The 22,103-nt window shown below is 73.4% G+C and carries 28 protein-coding genes; 14 read left to right on the top strand and 14 right to left on the bottom strand.

The features are described 5' to 3' along the window. Positions 1-85: 85 nt before the first annotated feature. Complete coding sequence (locus BJK06_RS13275) at positions 86-1,195, bottom strand: LLM class flavin-dependent oxidoreductase (RefSeq protein WP_083295248.1); 1,110 nt, start codon at positions 1,193-1,195, stop codon at positions 86-88. A 110-nt stretch (positions 1,196-1,305) separates the two neighbouring features. Here BJK06_RS13275 and BJK06_RS13270 point away from each other — a divergent pair, with 110 nt between their 5' ends. Continuing rightward, positions 1,306-2,214, top strand: a complete 909-nt coding sequence (locus tag BJK06_RS13270; RefSeq protein WP_070418294.1) for an SDR family oxidoreductase — start codon at positions 1,306-1,308, stop codon at positions 2,212-2,214. A 52-nt stretch (positions 2,215-2,266) separates the two neighbouring features. On the opposite strand, the gene BJK06_RS18860 is transcribed toward BJK06_RS13270, so the two are convergent. Together BJK06_RS18860 and BJK06_RS13260 are read right to left on the bottom strand one after the other, a co-directional pair. Next, positions 2,267-2,980 carry an SGNH/GDSL hydrolase family protein gene (locus BJK06_RS18860; RefSeq protein ID WP_181015094.1) on the bottom strand — a complete coding sequence of 238 codons (714 nt, stop codon included), beginning with the start codon at positions 2,978-2,980 and terminating at the stop codon, positions 2,267-2,269. Positions 2,981-3,081: 101 nt separating this feature from the next. Then, positions 3,082-3,870: an NRDE family protein gene (locus BJK06_RS13260; protein ID WP_070418293.1), complete on the bottom strand. Its 789-nt coding sequence runs from the start codon at positions 3,868-3,870 to the stop codon at positions 3,082-3,084. A gap of 65 nt (positions 3,871-3,935) precedes the next feature. Between BJK06_RS13260 and BJK06_RS13255 the strand changes: the two genes are divergently transcribed. The 8 genes from BJK06_RS13255 to BJK06_RS13220 all read left to right on the top strand — a co-directional run bounded on the left by BJK06_RS13255 (position 3,936) and on the right by BJK06_RS13220 (position 10,815). Continuing rightward, positions 3,936-5,282, top strand: a complete 1,347-nt coding sequence (locus BJK06_RS13255; protein WP_070419461.1) for a phosphopantothenate--cysteine ligase family flavoprotein — start codon at positions 3,936-3,938, stop codon at positions 5,280-5,282. A 64-nt stretch (positions 5,283-5,346) separates the two neighbouring features. Continuing rightward, a complete protein-coding gene (locus tag BJK06_RS13250) occupies positions 5,347-5,745 on the top strand; it encodes a hypothetical protein (RefSeq protein WP_070418292.1) in 399 nt (132 codons plus the stop codon). Continuing rightward, positions 5,742-6,587, top strand: a complete 846-nt coding sequence (locus tag BJK06_RS13245) for a DUF2071 domain-containing protein (RefSeq protein WP_070418291.1) — start codon at positions 5,742-5,744, stop codon at positions 6,585-6,587. The genes BJK06_RS13250 and BJK06_RS13245 overlap by 4 nt, the downstream gene beginning before the upstream one ends. Continuing rightward, on the top strand, positions 6,584-7,048 hold the full coding sequence (locus tag BJK06_RS13240) for a DUF1810 domain-containing protein (RefSeq protein WP_070418290.1): 465 nt from the start codon (positions 6,584-6,586) through the stop codon (positions 7,046-7,048). Before BJK06_RS13245 ends, BJK06_RS13240 begins: the two co-directional genes overlap by 4 nt. Positions 7,049-7,156: 108 nt before the next feature. Further along, entirely contained in the window at positions 7,157-7,807 is a 651-nt protein-coding gene (locus tag BJK06_RS13235) for a GntR family transcriptional regulator (protein ID WP_070418289.1), read from the top strand. Positions 7,808-7,982: 175 nt separating this feature from the next. Then, positions 7,983-8,444 carry a MarR family winged helix-turn-helix transcriptional regulator gene (locus tag BJK06_RS13230; protein ID WP_070418288.1) on the top strand — a complete coding sequence of 154 codons (462 nt, stop codon included), beginning with the start codon at positions 7,983-7,985 and terminating at the stop codon, positions 8,442-8,444. Between the two features lie 284 nt (positions 8,445-8,728). Beyond that, positions 8,729-9,592, top strand: coding sequence for a phospholipase (locus BJK06_RS13225; RefSeq protein WP_156794864.1), 864 nt, complete (start codon positions 8,729-8,731; stop codon positions 9,590-9,592). A gap of 74 nt (positions 9,593-9,666) precedes the next feature. After that, positions 9,667-10,815, top strand: a complete 1,149-nt coding sequence (locus tag BJK06_RS13220) for a low temperature requirement protein A (RefSeq protein ID WP_258027640.1) — start codon at positions 9,667-9,669, stop codon at positions 10,813-10,815. Between the two features lie 100 nt (positions 10,816-10,915). On the opposite strand, the gene BJK06_RS13215 is transcribed toward BJK06_RS13220, so the two are convergent. From BJK06_RS13215 to BJK06_RS18665, 4 genes are read right to left on the bottom strand one after another with little or no spacing between them, the layout of a single operon-like run. After that, positions 10,916-11,224: a hypothetical protein gene (locus BJK06_RS13215; RefSeq protein WP_070418287.1), complete on the bottom strand. Its 309-nt coding sequence runs from the start codon at positions 11,222-11,224 to the stop codon at positions 10,916-10,918. Then, positions 11,221-11,853 (bottom strand): hypothetical protein, encoded by a 633-nt coding sequence (locus tag BJK06_RS13210; protein ID WP_070419458.1) that lies wholly within the window; start codon positions 11,851-11,853, stop codon positions 11,221-11,223. The genes BJK06_RS13215 and BJK06_RS13210 overlap by 4 nt, the downstream gene beginning before the upstream one ends. Beyond that, positions 11,850-12,404 (bottom strand): RNA polymerase sigma factor, encoded by a 555-nt coding sequence (locus tag BJK06_RS13205; protein WP_070418286.1) that lies wholly within the window; start codon positions 12,402-12,404, stop codon positions 11,850-11,852. The genes BJK06_RS13210 and BJK06_RS13205 overlap by 4 nt, the downstream gene beginning before the upstream one ends. A gap of 56 nt (positions 12,405-12,460) precedes the next feature. Beyond that, the gene (locus tag BJK06_RS18665; protein ID WP_181015093.1) at positions 12,461-12,649 is read right to left on the bottom strand and encodes a hypothetical protein; all 189 of its coding nucleotides are present in this window, start codon (positions 12,647-12,649) and stop codon (positions 12,461-12,463) included. Between the two features lie 84 nt (positions 12,650-12,733). On the opposite strand from BJK06_RS18665, the gene BJK06_RS13200 reads away from it, so the two are divergent. Further along, a complete protein-coding gene (locus BJK06_RS13200) occupies positions 12,734-13,399 on the top strand; it encodes an MOSC domain-containing protein (RefSeq protein WP_083295245.1) in 666 nt (221 codons plus the stop codon). A 25-nt stretch (positions 13,400-13,424) separates the two neighbouring features. Here the strand turns inward: BJK06_RS13200 and BJK06_RS13195 are convergent, their stop codons facing one another. After that, on the bottom strand, positions 13,425-13,808 hold the full coding sequence (locus tag BJK06_RS13195) for an MmcQ/YjbR family DNA-binding protein (protein WP_070419456.1): 384 nt from the start codon (positions 13,806-13,808) through the stop codon (positions 13,425-13,427). Between the two features lie 83 nt (positions 13,809-13,891). On the opposite strand from BJK06_RS13195, the gene BJK06_RS13190 reads away from it, so the two are divergent. Further along, a complete protein-coding gene (locus tag BJK06_RS13190; protein WP_219810642.1) occupies positions 13,892-14,191 on the top strand; it encodes an excalibur calcium-binding domain-containing protein in 300 nt (99 codons plus the stop codon). Between the two features lie 10 nt (positions 14,192-14,201). On the opposite strand, the gene epsC is transcribed toward BJK06_RS13190, so the two are convergent. Both epsC and cysK read right to left on the bottom strand, forming a co-directional pair. Beyond that, positions 14,202-14,786: a serine O-acetyltransferase EpsC gene (gene epsC, locus BJK06_RS13185; protein ID WP_229086908.1), complete on the bottom strand. Its 585-nt coding sequence runs from the start codon at positions 14,784-14,786 to the stop codon at positions 14,202-14,204. Beyond that, a complete protein-coding gene (gene cysK / locus BJK06_RS13180) occupies positions 14,783-15,721 on the bottom strand; it encodes a cysteine synthase A (protein WP_070418284.1) in 939 nt (312 codons plus the stop codon). The genes epsC and cysK overlap by 4 nt, the downstream gene beginning before the upstream one ends. Positions 15,722-15,888: 167 nt before the next feature. On the opposite strand from cysK, the gene BJK06_RS13175 reads away from it, so the two are divergent. Further along, positions 15,889-16,587 carry a DUF899 domain-containing protein gene (locus tag BJK06_RS13175; protein ID WP_258027639.1) on the top strand — a complete coding sequence of 233 codons (699 nt, stop codon included), beginning with the start codon at positions 15,889-15,891 and terminating at the stop codon, positions 16,585-16,587. A gap of 12 nt (positions 16,588-16,599) precedes the next feature. On the opposite strand, the gene BJK06_RS13170 is transcribed toward BJK06_RS13175, so the two are convergent. Next, positions 16,600-17,637 carry a dipeptidase gene (locus tag BJK06_RS13170; RefSeq protein WP_070418283.1) on the bottom strand — a complete coding sequence of 346 codons (1,038 nt, stop codon included), beginning with the start codon at positions 17,635-17,637 and terminating at the stop codon, positions 16,600-16,602. Between the two features lie 44 nt (positions 17,638-17,681). Between BJK06_RS13170 and BJK06_RS13165 the strand changes: the two genes are divergently transcribed. Further along, positions 17,682-18,257, top strand: coding sequence for a GNAT family N-acetyltransferase (locus BJK06_RS13165; protein ID WP_070418282.1), 576 nt, complete (start codon positions 17,682-17,684; stop codon positions 18,255-18,257). Continuing rightward, positions 18,254-18,781 carry an SRPBCC family protein gene (locus BJK06_RS13160; RefSeq protein WP_070418281.1) on the top strand — a complete coding sequence of 176 codons (528 nt, stop codon included), beginning with the start codon at positions 18,254-18,256 and terminating at the stop codon, positions 18,779-18,781. The genes BJK06_RS13165 and BJK06_RS13160 overlap by 4 nt, the downstream gene beginning before the upstream one ends. Here the strand turns inward: BJK06_RS13160 and BJK06_RS13155 are convergent. From BJK06_RS13155 to BJK06_RS13145, 3 genes are read right to left on the bottom strand one after another with little or no spacing between them, the layout of a single operon-like run. Continuing rightward, positions 18,748-19,581 (bottom strand): MurR/RpiR family transcriptional regulator, encoded by an 834-nt coding sequence (locus BJK06_RS13155; protein WP_070418280.1) that lies wholly within the window; start codon positions 19,579-19,581, stop codon positions 18,748-18,750. The genes BJK06_RS13160 and BJK06_RS13155 overlap by 34 nt on opposite strands. Next, the gene (locus tag BJK06_RS13150) at positions 19,578-20,837 is read right to left on the bottom strand and encodes an allantoate amidohydrolase (RefSeq protein WP_070418279.1); all 1,260 of its coding nucleotides are present in this window, start codon (positions 20,835-20,837) and stop codon (positions 19,578-19,580) included. The genes BJK06_RS13155 and BJK06_RS13150 overlap by 4 nt, the downstream gene beginning before the upstream one ends. Next, positions 20,834-22,093: an alanine--glyoxylate aminotransferase family protein gene (locus BJK06_RS13145; RefSeq protein WP_070418278.1), complete on the bottom strand. Its 1,260-nt coding sequence runs from the start codon at positions 22,091-22,093 to the stop codon at positions 20,834-20,836. The genes BJK06_RS13150 and BJK06_RS13145 overlap by 4 nt, the downstream gene beginning before the upstream one ends. Positions 22,094-22,103: the final 10 nt, after the last annotated feature.

Below are 22,103 nucleotides of genomic sequence, written 5' to 3'. Positions count from 1 at the left end.
CCAGGCCCGCCGGAAGGACCCGGACGGACCCGCCCACCCGGCCGACCCGGCCGACCCGGCCGACCCTCCGCGGTCGACCCAGCGCCTACGCGACCGGCACCGGCGCCGCGAGCAGCTCGCGCACCCGCGGCGCGACCTGCGTGCCGTAGAGCTCGATCGACCGCATCATGTCCTCGTGCGGCAGACGCCCCGTCGCGTACCGCATGTCGAACCGCGAGACGCCGAGGATCCGCATGTTCCGCGCGATCTTCCGGGCGACCGTCTCCGGCGACCCGACGTAGAGTGACCCGCCCGCGGACAGCCCGGCACGGTAGCCGGCGACGTCCAGGGGCGGCCAGCCGCGCTCCCGACCGAGCTGGTCGGTGACGGCCTTGTGGTACGGCCAGTAGCGCTCGGCCGCCTCTTCGTCGGTGGCGGCGACGAACCCGGGCGAGTGCATCGCGATCGGCTGCTGCGGCAGGTCGAGCTGCGTGAGCGCCTGGCGGTAGAGGCGCGAGAACGGCGCGAACTGCGCGGGCTGTCCGCCGATGATCGCGAGGAACAGCGGCAGACCGTACGACGCCGCACGGATGACGGACTGCGGGGACCCGCCGACGCCGATCCAGGTCGGGATGGGGCCGTGCTCGAGCTTCGGGTAGACGTCCTGGTCGACGAGCGAGGCGCGCTTCGTGCCGGACCAGGTGACCGCGTCGCCACCGCGGAGGGCTGCCCAGAGCTGGAGCTTCTCCTCGAAGAGGACCTCGTAGTCGGAGAGCTCGTACCCGAAGAGCGGGAAGGACTCGGTGAAGGACCCGCGGCCGAGGATGACCTCGGCACGACCGTCGGAGATCGCGTCGACGGTGGCGAAGCGCTCGTACACCCGCACCGGGTCGTCGGACGAGAGCACGGTGACGGCGGACCCGATCCGGATCGAGGAGGTCCGGGCGGCGATCGCGGCGAGGACGACCTCGGGAGCGCTCACGATGAAGTCGGCGCGGTGGTGCTCGCCGACGCCGATGAAGTCGAGGCCGACCTGGTCGGCGAGGACCGCCTGGTCGACGACGTCGCGGATGCTCTGGGCGTCCGACTTGACGCTGCCGTCGGGCAGCTCGGTGACGTCGCCGAACGTGTCGAGGCCGAGCTGCACGGGGCCGATCCGTTCGGGGGCGGGCGGTGGCACGTCCGAGGGGCGGTCGGTGCCGAATGCGTTGCTCATGGTGTCCTGTCCTCCCGACCGCACGTCCATGCATGTGCATGTTCATGCGTTCGCATCAATCTAGCACCCTCGCACCGGATCCGCACCCCCGGCGGAGTACGGTCACGCCCATGCCGCAGATCCCCGACCAGACCGGCCGCCGCATCGTCGTCACCGGCGCGAACAGCGGAACCGGCAAGGAGACCGCCACCCGCCTGGCAGCAGCTGGCGCGTCCGTCGTCCTCGCCGTCCGCACGACCGCGAAGGGCGACCAGGCCGCAGCCGACATCCGTGCCGCGCACCCCGGCGCCGACGTCGAGGTGCGGGAGCTCGACCTCGCCGACCTCGCGAGCGTGCGGCGCTTCGCCGCGGGCATCGCCGCGGACGACCGGACGCTCGACGTCCTCGTCAACAATGCCGGGGTGATGGCGCCACCGAAGCGGTTCGAGACGGTCGACGGCTTCGAGCTGCAGTTCGGCACGAACTTCCTCGGCCCGTTCGCCCTGACGAACCTGCTGCTCCCGACACTGCTGCGCTCACCAGACGCCCGGGTCGCCACGATGTCGAGCCTCGCGGCGATCCCCGGCCGGATCCGCTTCGACGACCTGCAGTGGGAGCGCGGCTACAACGGCTGGCGGGCGTACGCGCAGTCGAAGCTCGCCGACCTGCTGCTGGCGCTGCACCTGCACCGGCTGTCGGTCGAGCTCGACTGGCCGCTCGTGAGCACCGCCGCGCACCCCGGCTACACCCGGACGAACCTGCAGTCGGCGGGGCGGTCGCTCGGTCGGTCGAAGCCGGTCCGGTCCTCGAACCGCGCGCTGCCCTTCACGCAGGACGTCGAGCAGGGCTCCGAGCCGCTGCTGTACGCCGCGGTCGGGCCGAACGCGGTCGGCGGGGCGTACTACGGACCGTCGGGGCCGTTCGGGCTCGTCGGGCCGACCACGACCGTGTCGATCCCCGGTTCGGCACGGAAGGCCGATCTGGCGCGTTCCCTCTGGGCGGTCGCCGAGGACCTCACCGGGACCACCCCGCCCGTCTGAGTCGGCGGGTCGGTCGGTCCAGGAGGCGCGGCTCGTCCCCGCCCGTCCGCCGTCAGAACCGCACGTGGTCCCGTTCGAACGCGGCCGTCACCGCCGCCGCGATGGCCCGCTGTCCGCGCACGGTCGGGTGCACGTCGTCGGACTGCATCCACGTCGGGTGCCCCCGCAGCGGCTCGCCGATGTCGACGTAGGTGCCGCCCTCGCGGGCGAGGGCGTGCCGGAGCGCCCCCGAGATGGACGCGAGCTGCGCGGGCGGGGCGTCCTGGTTCCAGATGGCACTGAGGCCGATGAGCCGCGCGTGCGGCAGCCGACGGTGCACCTCGTCGACGACCTGGTCGGTGGCGCTCCGGACCTCGGCGGTGTCGAGTCCGAGGTCGTTCGAGCTCGCCTGCACGAGGACGACCTCGGGACGGAGGCCGACCGCACGCCCGACGATGGTCGCGTAGTCGCTCGCGCAGTCGTCGTCGTCACCGAGGGCAGCCACGCCTGCGCCGTCGCACGACAGGTTCGTGAGCGACCAGCCCTGGGCGTCCGCGACGATGGCCGGCCACGCCTCGGCGGTGGTGAGGCCGTGCCCGCCGCTGATCGAGTCGCCGACGACCACCACGCCGACACCCGCGGCGTCGTCCCAGGGGCGGGTCGTCGCCGTCGTCGGGTGGGACGTCGCGTCGGCAGCGGCCGGCGGGCTCGAGGCGCACGCCCCGAGGGAGACGGCCACGACGACCGCCGTGAGGACGGCGAGCACGCTCCGGGTTGCGGTGGTCACGAACGGTGAAGGTACGCGCTCCGGCCATGCCCGGCCGCGGGTGCGCGCTGCGGGTGCGCTCAGGCGCGGTGCAGCGCGGTTCGGCTCGGCGAGGACCGCGCTCAGGCGCGGTGCAGCTCGACCGAACCGTCCAACCGGCCCGGTTCGGTCAGCCGCGCGTGCTGCAGGACGGTGCGCCCGGGGCCGACCGCCGCGGCCACGATCGACAGCGTCGCGAAGTGCCCGTCCGGCTCGTGCGCGTCCCGGAGGATCGCGTCCGGGTCGTCCGCCGGCAGCGACGCCGACCCGGCGAGCAGTCCGAACCAGCCGCCCCACCCGTCGCCGGCGTCGGCACCGGCGTCGGCCGCCCGCAGTTCGTCGAAGGGGCCGAGCACCGGCGGCCCGACCGGAGCGCCCACGGCACGGAAGGCGTCGAGCCACCGCCCGATGCGCGGCGCCGCGGGGTCGTCCGGTTCGCCGTGCGTGACCATGTGCACGCCGGGGCCGAGCGCGGTCGTCCGGACCTCGGTGCCGTCCCAGGTCGTGACCTCGGCGCCGTCGGCCGTCGCCCGCACGAGGTTGAACGCGCGCGTCGTGGGCAGGGTGCCGTCGTGGCCGGGGAGCGCACCGGTGACCGCGTCGAGCGGGACGACCCCGCGGGTGGTCCACGTGCCGTCGTCGCTCGGCACCGGTTCGCCCCGGTTGAGCACGACCGCGAGCCCGGCACCGTCCGACGCCGCGAGCCACGCCCCGCCCGCCGAACGGTCGCGGACGCCGCGGATCGACGGGTCGCGCTCGGGCCACCAGGCTGCCGGCGGGTCCCACGGCCGCTCCGGCGACTCGTCGCGCATGGCGAGCATCGTGACGGGCCACTCGGACCCGGGGTCGACGCGGACGACGACGGTGCACATGGGATCGATCCTCGCACGACGTGCCGGGTAGCGTGACCGGTGTGAACGCAGCAGCAGAGCGCCGTCTGACCGTCGTCGTCGGGATCACCGGGGGCATCGCCGCGTACAAGGCCGTCGGCGTGGTCCGCGACCTCGTCAAGCGGGGACACGACGTGCACGTCGTCCCGACCGAGGGCGCGCTCCGCTTCGTCGGGCTGCCGACCCTCGAGGCGCTCAGCCGCAACCCGGTCACCACGAGCGTGTTCGAGGACGTCGCCGAGGTACGCCACGTCTCGCTCGGGCGCCGGGCGGACCTCGTGGTCGTCGCCCCCGCCACCGCGGACGCGCTCGCCCGGATGACCGCGGGGCTCGCCGGGGACCTGCTCGGCACGACGCTGCTCGCGACCGAGGCGCCCGTCGTCGTGGCTCCCGCGATGCACCCGCAGATGTGGGAGCACCCGGCGACCCGGGCGAACGTCCAGACCCTGCGGGAGCGCGGCGTCCGGTTCGTCGGCCCCGTGGTCGGGGCCCTGACGGGCGACGACGCGGGGATCGGCCGGATGGCGGAGCCCGAGGACATCGTCGCCGGGGCACTCGCGGTGCTGGACGACCCGGCACCGGCCGGCCGGACCGGCGCGGACCACCCGACGGACGCGGGTCGCGGCGACGGGGACGACCCGCGCCTCCCGACCGACACCGCCTTCCCGCCGACCGCAGCCGCCGCCGAGAAGGCGGGGACCACCGGCGCCCGCGGCGAGCTCGGCGACCTCGCCGGCGTCCGCGTCGTCGTGAGCGCCGGCGGCACGCGCGAGCCCTTCGACCCGGTCCGGTTCGTCGGCAACCGTTCGAGCGGTCGTCAGGGCGTCGCGATCGCCGCCGACGCGGCCCGACGCGGCGCGGCCGTGACGCTCGTGAGCGCGAACGTGGACGCGTCGCTGACCGCCGGACTCGACGCGACCGTCGTGCCGGTGGGGTCCGCCCTGGAGCTCGCCGACGCCGTCCACGCCGCAGCAGCCGATGCCGACGTCGTCGTGATGACCGCGGCCGTGGCCGACTACCGGCCCGCCGAGGTGCGTGCCGACAAGCTCAAGAAGGAGGCGCAGGGCGACACCATGACGCTGGAGCTGGTGCGGAACCCCGACGTCCTCGCCGACCTCGTCGCGTCCCGCCGGACCGGCCAGATCATCGTCGGCTTCGCCGCGGAGACCGAACCCGACCGTGCCGCGCGCATCGAGCTCGGCCGCGCCAAGATCGCCCGCAAGCCGGCGGACATGCTCGTCGTGAACCACGTCGGCTGGTCCGCGGGGTTCGAACGCGAGGAGAACGCCGTCGAGGTGCTCGACCTCGGCGGCGAGGTGGTCCGCGAGGCCTCCGGCAGCAAGGCCGACGTCGCGACGGTCGTCCTCGACCTCGTCGCGACCGCACTGACCTGAGCTGAGCTGAGCCGACCTGGGGACTCTCCGTGCGTCCCGAGCGCGCCGCGGGCACCATGGACGCATGCGACGACGCGAGCGCGCACGACGCGCCACCCGGACCGCCACCTTCCTCGCCGTCGTGCTGGGCGGGGCCGGCGTCACCCACTTCCTGCGGCCGAGGGGCTACGACCGGATCGTCCCGGACGCCCTCCCGCCGCGCCTGACCACCCTGGCGTCCGGCGCCGCCGAGCTCGGCATCGCGACCGGCCTGGCGATCCCGGCCACCCGCCGTGCCGCGGGCTGGGCCGCCGCCGCGCTGTTCCTCGCCGTCTTCCCCGCGAACGTGAAGATGGCGAACGACCTGCTCGACAGCCCGCGGTCGACGCGGGCGATGCGGCTCGTGTCGGTGCTCCGCCTGCCGCTGCAGGCACCCCTCGTCGCCTGGGCCGTGCGCGTCGGCCGGCACGCGCCACGACGGTGACCGAGCCCGCGCGGGACCGAGCCGCGGTCCCCCTGCTGCACCGGCCGGTGACGGTGCACGCCTGGGAGGACGTCGTCTTCGCGCACTGGCGCCACGACCCCGAGTCGCTCGCGCGTCTGGTGCCGCGCGGCACCCGCCCCGACGTCGTCGACGGCAGTGCGTGGGCCGGCCTGACGGCGTACGTCTTCCGCGAGACCCGGGTGCCGCCGTTCCCGCCGTCCGGCCGCCTCGGCTCGATGACCGAGGTGACGATCGAGGTGCTCACCGTCGACGACCGCGGTCGCCGCGGGGTCGCCTACCGCACGGTCGACACCGCGAACGTGCCCGCGATCGTGGCGGCGCACGCCCTGCTCGGGGTGCCGTACACGTTCGCGCACGCGCGGGCGCGAAGTCGTGGGGACACGCTGTCCTACCGGTCGGTGCGGCACCCGGCACGCTCCCTCCACCCGGTCCGCTGGCTCCGCGGACGCCGGGGCGGACCAGGGTCCGGAGCGGCGTGGCCCGGCGGTCCGGTCTGGCCGGGCAGCACGGGTGGGCCAGGAGGCGCGGTGCGACCCCGCCACGACGCCACCGTCCGGGTCGTGGCCGGTGACGTCGTCGACGACCGGCTGGCGACGGACCTCACCACCCGACAGGGCATCCACGCCCGGCACCTCGCGCAGACGCTGTTCTGGCAGCGCCAGCACCCGCCGCTGACGATCCGGTCGGCACGGCTCGAGCGGCTCGGCGGCGACCTGCCCGACGCCGTCGGGATGCCCGGGCTCCTCGACCGCGAACCCGACTCGCTGCTCGTCGTGGACGGCACGACCGTCCGCTACGCCTGGGGGGACGTGGTCCGGTGAGCGTCGATCGGCACGACACGGACCAGCACGGCACGGACCGGTTCGACCTCGACCGGTTCGTCCGCGCGCAGCAGTGTGTGCACGACACCGCGCTCGCCGAGCTGCGGCGCGGCCGGAAGTCGTCGCACTGGATGTGGTTCGTGTTCCCCCAGCTCGCCGGGCTCGGCCGCTCGCCCACCGCGCAGCGGTACGCACTCGACGGCCTCGACGAGACCCGGGCGTACCTCGACCACCCCGTCCTCGGCCCGCGGCTGCTCGAGGCGACCCGTGCGGCGGAGTCCGCCCCGGCCCGGACCGCCGACGACCTGCTCGGGGGCATCGACGCGCTGAAGCTCCGGTCGTCCATGACCCTGTTCGCCGCGGCCGCCGCCGACCCGGAGCCGTTCCGGGCCGTCCTCGACCGCTGGTACGACGGCTCCGAGGACCCGGTGACCCTCCGGCTGCTCCACCCCCACGACTGACACGCTCCGAGCCGACAGGGACACCGTTCACATATCAGGTACGGTGAACCGTGCGTCCGCACCGACCGGTGGGACGCCCGCCGACGCCACGATCCCGGAGGAACCCGCATGCCGGTCCCCAGCAGTGCACCGACCGAGCACCAGCTGCTCCGCGACACCGTCCGGCTCAAGATCCACGCCGCGATCATGGACGGCACGCTCGAGCCCGGCGAGCGGCTCAACGACGACGAGCTCATCGCCTGGCTCGGCGTCTCCCGCACCCCGATCCGCGAAGCACTGAGCCAGCTCGCACGCGCCGGCCTGATCGAGATGGCGCCGAACCGCTACACCCGCGTCACCACGCCGGACCCGACCGAGGTGGTCGAGGCGCTGCAGACCCTGGGCGTCCTGTTCGGCGGGGTCGTGCGGCTGGCGGTCCCGCGCCTCGGTGCGAGCGCGAAGAAGAAGATCCTCGCCCAGCTCGACGCCACGATCGCGGACTACGAGTCGCACGACGTCGCTGCGGTGAACCGTGACGCCCTCGCCGTGTTCGCCCGCTACGTCGAGGAGTGCGGCAACCAGAACCTCCAGCGTGTCTGCCGGGACACCATGGACGGCCTCGCGTTCCGACTGCGGCTGCCGAACCTCGACGAGCTCGTCGACTGGGACCAGATGACGGCCGACTTCCGCCGTCTGCGTGAGGCCACCGCGTCCGGGGACAACATCGAGGCAGAGCTCGCGACCGAGGCGATCCACCTGCTCCCCGGCGAGAAACGCTGACCCCGCCTGAGCGCCCGTACAGGAACACGCCCGTCTCGCCCTCGCGAGGCGGGCGTGCTCCGTCCGCCACAGCACACGGCGACACCACGGCGACCCGCGCGACGCTCCCAGTCACACCGTCCGACGAGCCGGTAGCATCGCCCCGACCACCCCGTCGAGCGACCCGGAGCACCGTATGAGCCACCGCCAGCCGGACCGTACCGAGATCGCCGCGCGCCTCGCCGCGGCGGTCGGCCGGATCAACCGGCGGGCCCGCACTGACTCGGCCTCGCTCGGGTACGGCATCGTCTCGGCGCTGGCGACGATCCAGCGCGAGGGACCCCTGCGCCCGGGCGACCTGTCGCGGATCGAGGTCGTCACGAAGCCGACGATGACCCGCATCCTGACCGAGCTCGAGCAGCGCGGGTTCATCGAGCGCGAGGCGGACCCCCGGGACGGTCGGGCGTTCATGGTGACGGCCACCCCCGAGGGCATCGCAGCGGTCGAGCGAGCCCGTTCCACCCGCACCGGCATCGTCGCCGAGCTCATCGCCGAACTGCCCGACACCGACGTCGACGCCATCGCCGCCGCGCTCGACGCCCTCGAACGCGTCGCGCAGGGCGAGCGCACCCAGGAAGCTCACACCTCCCGGGCCTGATCCGCCCGTTACCGAACCGTTACCAACGGGTGGACGGACGGTTCTGCCAGACAAACTGGACGGTGCACCCAGCAACACCGGTCATCGTGGCGGCTTCGCCCAGCGGCGGCCACCCCACGGTCACCCGTCGGCGGACGGACGGGCCCCACACCACCGTCCGGTCCTCCCCCGGCTCGCGAACTCCTGACGACGGACGTCTCGTTCATCCGCACCCCTGCGCGCTCCCCCACCCCGCGTGCAGCGTCACGAGTCACGCACCACGAGTCGGCCGACCACCGGAATCGATGACAGGACGCAACACCGACCTCCCCACCACCACCGCCTCGACCCGACGTGAGGCCCTGAACTCCCCCAACCGGCGCCTCCGCCGCGCGCTCCGCCGCCCCACCACGCTCATCGTGGGCGGGGCCGCCGTCCTCGCGGTCTCCGGAGGCATCGCCACCGTCGGCACGCAACCCGCGATCGGCGAGGCCCTCGGTATGCCGACCGCCAGCGCGACCGCGGCACCGGCGCTCGCCGGGACCGCGCTCGACCGCGCCCAGGCCGCGGCGACCATCGCCACGGCGGAGACGATCGCCGACTCGGCGAACGAGAAGACCGACACCGGCGTCCTCGAGCGCCGCATCGACGCGCTCGACGACTACCGGAAGCTCTCCGGCGCGGCACTGACCTCGAGGATCTCCTCGACGGTCGACGCCACGACGGCGGTCGCGGACGCCAGCGCCGCGCAGGACAAGCGGGACGCCGACGCGAAGGCCGCCGCTGTCGCCGCAGCGAAGCGCGCCGCTGCCGAACGGGCAGCAGCCGCCGAGGCCGCGCGCAAGCAGGCCGCCGCGAACACGGTCGAGGGTGCCAAGGCGACCGCGAGCTCGCTCGCCTCGTCGAAGTACGGCTGGGGTTCCGACCAGTTCCAGTGCCTCGACAACCTGTGGACCAAGGAGTCCGGCTGGAACTACCAGGCCGTCAACGCGAACGGCGGCGCGACCGGCATCCCGCAGGCGCTCCCCGGGTCGAAGATGGCCACGATCGCGTCCGACTGGCGGACGAACGCGACCACCCAGATCACCTGGGGCCTGCAGTACATCAGCGACGCGTACGGCACCCCGTGCGCCGCGTGGTCGCACTCGCAGGCGTCGAACTTCTACTGAGCCGACGCCAGGCACGCACGACGAACGACCCCGGGTCCTGCACCCGGGGTCGTTCGTCGTGTAGGCATACGCAGGTGACCACCATCGGACTCCGCCGCATGGCACCCCGCGACCCCACCGAGGCACACCGCGCGGCCAGCCCCCTCGAGCTCCTCTTCGACCTCGTCTTCGTGGTCGCCGTCGGGTTCGCCGCGACGAACCTGCACGAGATCGAGGTCGAGGGGCACGTCTCGTCGGCCGTCCTCGCGTACGCCTTCGTCTTCTTCGCGATCTGGTGGGCGTGGCTCAACTTCACCTGGTTCGCCACCTCGTTCGACACCGACGACTGGCTCTACCGCGTGATGACCTTCGTGCAGATGGCGGGGGTGCTCGTGCTCGCCGCCGGGGTGCACGCCGCGATGGTCGAGGGGTCGACCACGGTCGTCGTGCTCGGCTACGTCATCATGCGGCTCGCCCTCGTCGGGCAGTGGCTCCGGGTCGCCGCGTCGTCGTCGGAGTACCGGCGGACCGCACTTCGGTACGCCGGCGGCATCGTCGTCGTGCAGGTGCTCTGGGTGCTCGCGCTCCTGCTGCCGGACGGCGTCTCGTGGGGTGTGATCCCGGTGCTCATCCTGCTCGAGGTCCTCGTCCCGCCGTTCGCCGAGGCCGGCACGCAGACCACCCCGTGGCACACCCGGCACATCGCGGAGCGGTACTCCCTCTTCACGCTGATCGTCCTCGGCGAGGGGCTCGTGGCCTCGGCGAACGCGGTCATCGACGGCATCGCGCACGCTGACCATCTCGGGTCGCTCCTCGTGCTGGCGGCGTGCGGGCTCGTGATCGTCGCCGGACTGTGGTGGATCTACTTCTCCCGCGAGCAGCACGACCACATCCGGTCCCTGCCGACCGCGCTCCTGTTCGGCTACGGCCACTACCTGGTCTTCGCCGCCGCCGGGGCACTCCCGGCGGGGATCGAGGTCGCGGTGAGCGCCGACGCGGGCGAGGCCGACCTGTCGCACGCGACCGTCGCCGCCACGATCGCCGTGCCGGTCGCGTTGTTCGTGCTGTCGATCTGGGCGCTGGCGCTCCGGCCGTCCCTCAGCCTCGGCTGGAACGTCGTCGTCGTGGCACTCGCGCTCGCGGTGCTCGCGAGCATCGCCGTGCCGTCGGTGTCCCTCGTGGCGACGGCACTGCTCGTCGCCGCCGTGGTCGTCGTGCTGGAGGTCCCCGACCGGCGACCGTGACCCGCAGGCGGACGTGAGCGAGCCGGTGACGGTGACCGGCTGACGGACGGGAGGCGCGGCGCGGGCCCGCGCCGTCCCTCCCGAACCGCAGGCGGGTGCGTCAGCCGACGCGCGCGATCCGCACGTCGACCCGGCTGAGCGGCAGGCCGTGCTCGGTCGCGGCGGCGAGCGCCGCGAGGTGTGCCGCGCGTGCCGTCTCGGGTGCCGGGACGGAACCGTCGGTCCCGATCACGATGCGGAGGACGTCGTCGTCGAGCACCACGCGCGCGACCGTGGTGCGGGTCGCGAGGTTCTTGGCGGCACCGACCGCGCTGCCGAGCGTCGGGCGTGCCCGGTAGAGCTCGGCGACCCCGGGGACCGCGACGACCGCTGCCTCGATCGCGGCGAAGGTCTCGTCGTGGCTGCTCATGCTCGTTCCTCCTCGGCGTCGGGGCCCGGCTCGTCGTCGGACGGTGGCAGCAGGTCGCGCACCACGACGTCCACGGACTCGACGAGCAGGTCGGTCTCGGTCGCGAGGACCTCGGCGACGGTCTCGCGGATGTCCGACGCCACGCGCTGGATCGTCGACCCGGCGCGGACGGCGATCTCGACGACGATGCGCACCGGGGCGCCGAGCTCGGTGACGTCCCCTTCGAGCGTGCACCGTGCGATGAGCGCGTCGGGCACCGCGTCGCCGGCGGTCCGGACGAGCGAGCGGATGGCGCCCTCGGTCATGACCGGGCGTTCGGTGGGCGCCGCCGGGCGGAGCGGGACGTCACGGCCGGCGCGTGCCTCGAGCGAGATGTTCGCGAGCACGCCGCTGATCCACGACTCGTCGGCGGGTGCTTCCTGTTCGGCAGCGGCCTCGAGCGAGCCGAGCGAGGACTGCCGGAGCCGCACGATGGCGGCGAGGGCGTTCTGGCACGCGGCGGAGTGGTCGATGCTCGGGTCGGCCGGCTGCATGCCGGCGTCGAGGTAGTCGGCCAGCTCGTCGATCGTGTGGCCGTCGAGGTCGTCGGGTTCGAGGGAGTCGAGCCGGACGGGATCGGGTTCGGTCATCGCCATCCCTCCATGAGACGGATCATGTTCTTGCGCGCCCGGGACAGCAGTCCCCGGACGGTCGAGGTCGGGAGGTCCAGTTCCTCCGCGATGGCCTCGTACGAGTACTCGAGCACTTCCTTCATCACCCACGTGCGGCGCTGCGCCTCGGGCAGTTCGGCGAGCGCCGTCTCGACCGCTTCCTCGCGGGAGCGGGCCTCGGCGACGCGTTCGGGTGCGTCGTCCGCCGGTGCCTCGACTTCGAGCTCGGTGACGTCGTCGTGGAACCGCCGGGCCCGGATGCGGTCGATGCACTTCCGGCTGAGGATGCGCATGAGCCACGCCTTGACCCGGGCGCCGTCCTGGAGCGTGTCGAGCTGGTTCCAGGCGGTGATGAACGTCTCCTGCACGACGTCGTCGAGTTCGTCGGTCGAGCCGAGGGTCCGGCGCGCGTAGGCACGGAGCAGGGGGGTGTGGCGCCGGATGAGGACCTCGAACGCCCGGACGTCGCCGTCGGACGATCGACCAGCGAGGACGGCGTCGTCGAGGTCGGTGAGGGGCTGGTGGTGCACGCTTTCCTTCTACTGGTGTGGGGTCGGGGGTTCCTGAGTGCGGTGCCGTCGAGCCGTCAGGCCGTGTGCGCCTGGTGTCCGTGCGTGCGGCGGACCTTCATCGGGCCGACGGGCCGCGCGGACAGCGACCGGACGCGTGCCTGCGCCAGGACGTGCTCGTGCCCGACGCGGACGAGCGCGGTGGTCGCGAGGTGTGCTGCGGGTGCGGTGTCGGTCATGACGGGGTCCTCCATCGGGGTGCTCACCGATGGGACGGAACGAACAGCCGGATCGTCACACTTCTGCACGAACGAGTTCTGCGTGCGCGGGTTCTGCGGCAGGCTGGGGGCATGTCCCTCGTCACCGCCGTCTGCCGCGTCGACCGCCTGCTGCCCGACTCCGGCACCATCGGGGTCACCGCGATCGACAAGCGCCCCGTCGACGGCCCCGTCCGGGTCCGTCCGCTCGGGCTGTACGCCGACGTGCAGGCGGACCGGAAGCACCACGGTGGCGAGGACCAGGCGGTGTACGCCTACGCGGACGAGGACGCGGCGTACTTCGCGGACCTGCTCGACCGGGACGTCCCGCCGGGACTGTTCGGCGAGAACCTGCGCACGACGGGCGTCGACGTCACCGGGGCCGTGACGGGGGAACGCTGGCGGATCGGCGAGACCCTCGAGCTCGAGGTCACGATCCCGCGGATCCCCTGCGGCACCTTCGCCCGCCGGATGCGGGTGGACAAGTGGGTCAAGCGGTTCACGGAGGAGGGCCGCCCCGGCGCCTACCTCCGCGTGGTGCGGTCCGGGCCCGTGTCCCCCGGCGACCCGGTCGTCGTCACCCACCGACCGGACCACGGCGTCACGATCGGCCAGCTCTTCACGGGCCTGACGCCCGAGCAGGCGCAGGCCGTGCTGTCGTCGGGGCGCGGGACGGGTCCCGGTGGCCCGGGGACGGGTGGGCTCGCGCCGAAGGTCGTCCGGGACGTGTCGAAGGTCCTGGCGCGCGCGACCGCCTGAGCGCGGGCGGTCCGCCGTGCCGTGGTCAGTCCGGCTGCGTCCGGCGCACCGGGTCGATCGGGCGCTTCGCCTGCGGCAGCTTCGCGACGACGAGGTCGTACGCGTTGCCGACGAGGTCCTCGACCAGGGTCTCGTCGATGCCGTCCCCGGGTGACAGCGTGATCCAGTGCTGCTTGTTCATGTGCCAGCCCGGGGTGATCTCGGCGTGGTCGCGCACCAGGGCGGCACCGTGGGGCGGCGCGCACTTGAGGTTCACGATCGGCACGCCGCGGAGCTCGGACGTCATCACGAACATCTTGCCGACGACCTTGTAGACGAACGCGCCTTCGCCGAAGGGCTGGGTCTCCGCCACCGCGGGCAGGGCCATCGCGGTGCGGATCGCGACCTCGTGCAGCGTCTCGCCGTCCATGTGCTCCAGCATGCACCGGACCGCCGACGGTGCACCTCGTTCTGGGGTGCGTGCAGGCCCCGGTTCCGAACTATCCTCAGGCCGTGCACATCACCCGAACCCTCAGCATCGCCGCCGCCACCGTCGTGCTCGCTGCGACCGCCGTCGTCGGCGGCGCCTCGACCGCGCAGGCCGCCCCCACCGTCTACAAGAACTGCACCGCCGTGCAGAAGGTGTACTCGGGCGGGATCGCGAAGAAGTCCGTCACGAAGAACCGCGTCACCTCGAAGGGCAAGGTCACGTACCGGGCGCTCAAGGGCACGGTGAAGAAGGACGACGCACTGTACGCGGCGAACAAGAAGATGGACGCCGACGGCGACGGGATCGCCTGCGAGAAGAGCTGACCCCGACCCGTCAGAGGGGCGGGACGCCCTCGTGTCCCGAGCGCGGGCGGGCCGTCCCGGCGACACCCGTCACGACCGACCCCGGTGGGACGTCCTTCGTCACCACCGTGTTCGCGCCGACGACGGAGTCCGCGCCGACCGTGATCGCGCCGATGAGCGACGACCCGGCACCGAGCACGACGCGGTCCCCCACCGCTGGGTGCCGACGGGCTCCGGGCCCGTGGTCGCCCCCGCGGCCGCCGAGGGTCACCCCGTGGAAGAGCACGACGTCGTCGCCGACCACCGCGGTCTCCCCGATGACGACCCCCATGCCGTGGTCGATGAAGAACCGACGGCCGATGCGGGCACCGGGGTGGATCTCGATGCCGGTGACCGACCGGGCGACCTGCGCGAGGACCCGGGCCGCGAACCGCGACCCCGGCAGGCCCTCGGCGATCCAGAGCCGGTGCGTCAGTCGGTGGGTCCAGACGGCGTGCAGCCCCGAGTAGACGATCGCGTTCTCGAGGTCGCCGCGGGACGCGGGGTCACCGCGGCGTGCTGCGGCCAGGTCCTCCCGGACGGTCCGCAGCACGCCTCGTCGGGCGGGACGACTCACGCAGTGAGTCCCTCGAAGAGGACCGTCGACAGGTAGCGCTCACCGGTGTCGCACACGATCGCGACGACCCGCTTGCCCGCGTTCTCCGGACGCGCGGCGATCTCGATCGCGGCGTGGATGATCGCGCCGGACGAGATGCCCGCGAGGATGCCCTCCTGCGTGGCGAGGTCGCGGGCGACCCGGAGCGCGTCGTCCAGCTCGACGTCGAACACCTCGTCGATGACCGACTGGTCGAGGACCTCGGGGATGAAGTTCGCACCGATGCCCTGGATCTTGTGCGGACCCGCCTTGCCCTCGGTCAGCAGCGGCGAGTCCTTCGGCTCCACCGCGACGATCTGCACACCCGGCACGCGCTCCTTGAGGACCTGGCCGACACCGGTGATCGTGCCGCCCGTGCCGACGCCCGCGACGAACACGTCGACGTGCTCCTCGGTGTCGCGGAGGATCTCCTCCGCCGTCGTCTTCCGGTGGATGGCCGCGTTCGCCGGCGTCTCGAACTGGTGGGCGAGGATCGCGCCGGGCGTCTCGGCGACGATCTGCTCCGCCTTCGACACCGCGCCCTTCATGCCCTCCGGCCCCGGGGTGAGGACGATCTCGGCACCGTACGCGCGGATGAGGGCGCGACGCTCGACACTCATCGTCTCGGGCATCGTGATGACGACCCGGTACCCGCGAGCCGCGCCGACCAGTGCGAGCGCGATGCCCGTGTTGCCGGAGGACCCCTCGACGATCGTCCCGCCGGCCTGCAGCTCGCCGGACTCCTCGGCTGCGTCGATGATCGCGACGCCGAGCCGGTCCTTCACGCTCGCACCCGGGTTGTAGAACTCGAGCTTTGCCAGGACCTCGGCGCCGCCCTCCTTCGGGAGGCGGTTCAGCCGGACCAGCGGCGTGTTCCCGAACGCCTGCGAGATGTTGTCGTGGATCGTGCCGCTCATCGGTACCGTCCTCTTCGGGTCAGGTCGCGTGCCTCCGCCCTGGAGGCACGGCGTGCGCTGCGATCCTAGCGATCGGACCCCGGATGGTGCTGCCTCGTGACGCGTGCTCCGCACCGGGCGCTCGCCGCGCCTCCCGTCCGTCACGCCGCGACCGCGACGAGCGTACCGTGCGCCGCAACGACGAGGAGGTCGCCATGTCCAAGGAGCAGCAACCCGACGCCACGCCACCCGTCGTCGACCGCGCAGCGTTCGACACGGCGCTCGCCGCGCAGGTGCGCGACGAGAAGGAACTCACCCGCCACGGCGACCGCGTCTCGGCCGCGCGCCGACGGCTCCCGATGGTCCGTGTCGACGACTACGAGTTCACGGGTCCCGACGGTCCCGTGCGACTGACGGAGCTGTTCGCCGGGAAGTACCTGCTCCTCGTGCAGAACGTCATGTACGGACGGGACTGGGACGCCGGCTGCCCGAGCTGCACGTGGGCCGTCGACAACCTGCCCGCCGACATGGGCCGCCTCGACGACGAGGGGATCGCGTTCGCGATGGTCTCCGAGGGGCCGATCGAGCGGCTCGAGGCCTGGCGGCAGCAGCACGGGTGGCCGCACACGTGGGTGTCGTCCGGCGCGACGAGCTACCACGACGACTGGGGCTGGACCGTGCACAGCGACGACTGGGACGGCCCGGTGCCCGGGTACTCGTACTACCTGCTGCGCGACGGTGTGCCGTACCTGACCTACGCGACCGGTGCGCGCGGGACGGAGGCGATCCTGCCGGTGCCGCACATCATGGACCGCACGGTGTACGGGCGGCAGCAGGACTGGGAGGACAGTCCCGAGGGCTGGCCGCAGTACCCCACTTACGGCTGACCGGGCCGCCGGTCAGCGCACGTGCGCCGTCCGCGCGAACCGCTCGTCCGTCGCCGCGAGCACCCGCAGCACGTTGCCCCCGGCCAGGGCGCGCAGGTCCTCCGGGCCCCAGCCACGACGCTGCAGTTCCGCCGCCAGCACCGGGTACCGCGACACGTCCCGCAGGTCCGGCGGCAGCACGGGCGTCCCGTCGTAGTCGCCGCCGAGCCCGATGTGCGCCGCGCCAGCGACCTCGCGCGCGTGCTCGACGTGGTCCGCCACGTCCGACACCGTGACGAGCGGGGGCTCCCCCACCGAACCGGCGTCTTCCCAGTCGGCCCACGCCCGGGACACGAACTTCGGCACGAAGGTGATCATCACCACACCGCCGTTGTCGCGCAGGCGGGCGAGCACGTCGTCCGGGACGTTCCGCGGGTGGTCGTTCACCGCGATCGTCGAGGAGTGGCTGAACACCACCGGCTGCGTGGCGACGTCGAGGGTGTCGCGCATGGTCTCCGGCGACGTGTGCGACAGGTCGACGAGCATCCCGATCCGCTCCATCTCGGCCACGACCTCGCGCCCGCGGTCGGTCAGGCCGCCGTGCGGGTGGGAGCCGGTGGCCGAGTCGGCCCAGGGTGTGTCGTCGTTGTGCGTGAGGGTCATGTACCGGACCCCGAGCCGGGCGAGGTCGCGGAGCACCGCCAGGTCGTCGCCGATCGAGTGGCCGCCCTCGGCGCCGAGGAGCGACGCGGTGCGCCCGGCGTCGACGGCCGCGACGACCTCGGCCGCGGTCTGGGCGAGGGTGAGCGACTCCGGGTACCGCTCGATGATCCGGTGCGCGAGGTCGACCTGCTGCAGCGTCGCGCGGACGGGATCGGGGACGTCGGTGGGGACGAACACCGACCAGAACTGCCCGACGACCCCTCCGGCACGGAGCTTCGGCAGGTCGGTGTGCAGGGACCCTTGCTCGGAGTCGATGCCCTCGACCCCGGAGTAGTGGGTCTCGCGCCGTTCCCAGGGCAAGTCGTTGTGTCCGTCGATGACCGGGAACGGGAGCGCGTCGAACGTCATGCCACCGACGCTACCGCGACGACCGCCGTCGCTAGGCTCGCCCCATGGACCCCGTCACGCTGCGGACCGAGCGGCTGGTCCTCTCGGTCCCCGAGCTCACCGATGCCGACGACGTCGTCGCCTACGCGACCGATCCCGACGTGGTGGCGTTCATCCCGATGCCCGAACCGTACGGTCACGCCGAGGCCCGCCACTGGCTCACGGCCGTGGTGCAGGACGGCTGGGCGTCGGACACCCGCTACGAGTTCGCCCTCCGCCGTGCCGACGACCCACGGCTGCTCGGTACCGTCGGGCTCTTCGGGTTCGCCGGCGGCGGCGCGGAGATCGGGTACGCGACCCACCCGGACGCCCGCGGGCACGGCTTCGTGACCGAGGCGGCGGACCGCGTGCTGCAGTGGGCGTTCGCGCCGGCTCCCGACGGGCTCGGGCTCGCGCGCGTGCAGTGGCGGGCGATGGCGGAGAACCGTGCGTCGATCGCCGTCGCGCAGCGGCTCGGCATGCGGTACGAAGGGCGTCAGCGGTCCGCGGTGCTCCAGCACGGCCGCCGCCACGACCAGTTGCTGGCGGCCGTCCTGCGCGACGACGACCGATCCGTCCGACCGGTCTGGCCGACGTCGTGACCGTCGCGTTCCGGGTCGTCACCGACCTCGCCGCCCCGCCGGAGCGCGCGTTCGCGCTGTCGCTCGACATCGGCGCGCACGAGCGGTCCATGGCCGCCACGGACGAGCGCGCGGTCGCGGGCACCATGGCCGGCACGATCGGGCTCGGTGAGTCCGTCACGTGGCGCGCGCGGCACTTCGGGATCGTGTGGCGGATGACGAGTCGGATCACGGCCCTGGAGGCGCCCCACCGGTTCGTCGACGAACAGGTGCGTGGACCGTTCGCCCGGTTCCGGCACGAGCACCGGTTCGAGCCGTCGGCCGGCGGCACGCGGATGGTCGACGAGATCGAGTTCCGCGCACCGCTCGGGGTGCTCGGGGTCGTCGCCGAGCGGCTCGCGCTGGCTCGGTACCTGCCGCGGCTGATCCGGGAGCGCAACGCCTCGCTGGCGGCCGAACTCGCCGACGAGCGCGGCGGTGCCGGCGACGACGAGCGCGGCGACGGCACGGGTCAGGGCGCGGCGAGCTCCCCCAGCGCGTCGTAGGCCTGCGCCACCGCGTCCACCCGCGCACGCCCGCCCGGGCCGGATGCCTCGTACACGTCGTTCGCGACCGCGGCGACGACGGCGAACAGCGCCGCCATCGAGTCGAACGCCGACGGGGAGTCCACCGGGCAGAGGATCGCCGTGGCCGCCGGGGCCGCGATGACCGCCGCGGTCGGGTCGCCCAGGACGACGACGTCCGCGCCGCTGGCGACGCAGTGCCGCACGAGCTTGCCGATGCCGGCGGCGTGCCGGCGCACCGTGACGATGATGACGAGGTCGCGTCGGTCGAGGTCGGCCACCTCTTCGCCGAGGCGCTGTCCCGGGGCCGGGCCGATGCGGACGTCCGGTCGGACCTGCGCGAGCTGGGCGCGCAGCTGGAGGGCGATCGGGTACGCCCCGCGCTCCCCCGCCACGAGCACCCGGCGCGCGCGGACGATCCGCCGGGCGAGACGGGGACGGTCGGCCCGGGCGAGCGAGGCGAACGCGGCGTCGAGGTTGCGCGACTCGACGGCGCGCTGGTCGACGTGCGCCGCGTCCTCGGCGGCCCACGGCAGGCCGGAACCCCGTGCCGACATCAGGTTCTGCCGGACCTCGGCGGCGTCCTGGAAGCCGAGCGACCGGACGAGCCGGGAGACCGTGGCCTTCGAGGTGCCCGACTCGGCGGCGAGCTCGGCCGAGGTCCCGACGAGCAGGAGTTCGGGGTCGTGGCGCACCATCGCGGCGACGCGTCGCTCGGCCGGGGACAGCTGCTCCCACACCGAGTCGATGCGCGCCCGGACGTCGGGGCCCGCGGTGCTCACGCTGCGGCCACCCGTCCGACCGCGACCGCGAGCGCGTCGAGCCCGAGGGCGATGTCCTCGGTGGAGACGAACTCGTCGGGGTGGTGGCTGATGCCGTCCGGGTTGCGGAGGAAGAGCATCGCGACGTCGGTCACGAGCCCGAGCGACATGGCGTCGTGTCCCGCGCGGGAGAACAGCTCGATCGGACGGGGCTCCCCCGTCGACTCGATGCCCGCCCGGACGGCGTCCATCAGCCGCGGTGCGCAGAACACCGCCGGCGCACGGTGGACCTCGGTCGGCTCGACGCTGACGCCACGGCGCTCCCCGATGAGCGCGAACGCCTTCGTGATCTCCTCCCACACGGCGTCGCGTCCATCGTCGAACTCCCCGCGCAGGTCGACCGAGAACCGTGCCAGCCCCGGGACGACGTTCACGGCTCCGGGCTCGACGGTCATGGTGCCGACCGTGCCGACGTGCTGCGACGCCCGGCAGATCCGTTCGACGGCGAGGGCGGCCTCGGCGGCGGCGAGCAGCGCGTCGTGCCGTCGGTCGTAGGGGGTGCCACCGGCGTGCCGGGCCTCGCCGACGGCCTCGACGGTGAACCGCCGCGCACTCGCGATGCTCGTGACGACGCCGAGCGCCTGACCGGCCTGTTCGAGGTACGGTCCCTGCTCGATGTGCGCCTCGAGGTATCCGGCGAGCACCGACGGTTCGACCGCGGCCTCGTGCACGCGCGACGGGTCGAGCCCGAAGCGGGTGAAGGCGTCGCGGAGGGTGACCCCGTCGCCGTCGGCGAGGTCCCACCAGGACTCGTCCCAGACACCGGCGACCGCGGAGGACCCGAGCAGCGCCTTGCCGAAGCGGGTGCCCTCCTCGTCGGAGAACGCGATGACCTCGAGCGCGACGGGGAGCGGGCCGTCGGCGGTCACGCGCGCCACCGTCCGGATCGCCATGAGGACCCCGACGATCCCGTCGTACCGGCCGGCGTCCACCACGGTGTCGAGGTGCGATCCGAGCAGCAGCACGGGGGCGTCCGGGGTCGCACCGTCGACGCGGCCGTGCAGGTTGCCCGCCGCGTCCTGCCAGGTGCTGAGGCCGGCGTCGCGCATCCAGCCGGCGACGATCGCGTTGACCCGTGCGTGCTCCGGCGAGAGGTAGACGCGGGTGATCCGGCCGGGCTCCTCGGTGACGGTCGCGAGTTCGTCGCACCACCCGGCGATCAGCGTCGCGTCGGCGGTGGCGGTCGCGGAGGCCCGGACCACGGACGGCGCGCTCACGCCGACACCCCGGCAGCGACGACGCCGGCGACGGCACCGGCACCGACGCCGGCGTAGACGTCGAGCGCCGCGTCCACGCCACCGCCGGACGGCACCGCGTGCCCGGCCCGGCGCAGGGCGTGCTCGAGCGCGGCGAGGGTCGTCACGACGGTGTCCTTGCGCGCGTTGTAGCCCATGGTGCCGATCCGCCAGACCCGTCCGTGCAGCGGCCCGAACGACGTGCCGATCTCGATGCCGTGGTCGTCGAGCATCGCGGCGCGGACCTGGTCGCCGACGACGTCCGACGGGATCTCGACCGCGACGACGTTGTGCATCTTGTGCCCGAGGTCGCCGAAGACGCCGAGCCCGAGTGCCTGCACGCCGGCGGTCATCGCGCGACCGGCGGTCTCGTGCCGTGCGACCACGGCGTCGCGGCCCTCCTCGAGCAGGATCCGGGCGCACTCGTTCGCGGCGTAGAGCATCGACGCGGCCTCGGTGTGGTGGTTGAGCCGTCGCGGGCCCCAGTAGTCGAGGATCATCGCGAGGTCGAGGTAGTTCGACCGGATGGGTTCGTCGGCGACCTCGTCCCCGGGTTCGCGGATGCCCGCCTCGACGCTGCGACGCTGGTCGAGCACGGCGACGGCCCGCGGCGAGACGGTGAGCGGCGCGCTGCCGGACGGTCCGCCCAGGCACTTCTGCAGCCCCGCGCTCACCGCGTCGATGCCCCAGGCGTCGACCTCGAGCGGGTTGCCCCCGACGGTGGCGGTCGCGTCGGTGTAGAACAGCACGCCGTACCGTTCGCAGATCGCGCCGAGCTCGTCGAGCGGCTGGTTCATCGTGGTCGAGGTGTCGCCCTGCACGATCGCCAGGACCTTCGGGCGCACCCGCGCGATCGCGTCCTCGATCGCCGACGGGGTGAACACCTGCCCCCACTCGGTCTCGATCGTGTGGACCTCGGCCCCGGCACGCCCGGCGATCTCGGCGAGCAGGTGCCCGAAGCGCCCGAACACCGGCACGAGCACGCGGTCCCCCGGGGCGAGCAGGGAGACGAGCGCCGCCTCGATGCCGGCGCGGGAGGTGCCGTCGACGAGGACGGTCGCCTCGTTCGTGGTGCCGAACACCCGCCGGTACAGCTCCTGCGTCTCGTTCATCGTGGTGGTCATCCACGGGTCGTACTGCCCGACGAGCGGGGTCGACAGGGCACGGAGCACCCGCGGGTCGGCGGTGATCGGCCCCGGTCCCATGAGCAGACGGGCGGGTGGGTTCACAGGGAGCATGTTCGGTCCT

It is taken from the genome of Curtobacterium sp. BH-2-1-1 (assembly GCF_001806325.1).
Classification (GTDB): Bacteria; Actinomycetota; Actinomycetes; order Actinomycetales; family Microbacteriaceae; genus Curtobacterium.
Note: the sequence above shows the minus strand (reverse complement) of the source record. Positions and strands in the feature narration are given on the sequence as shown.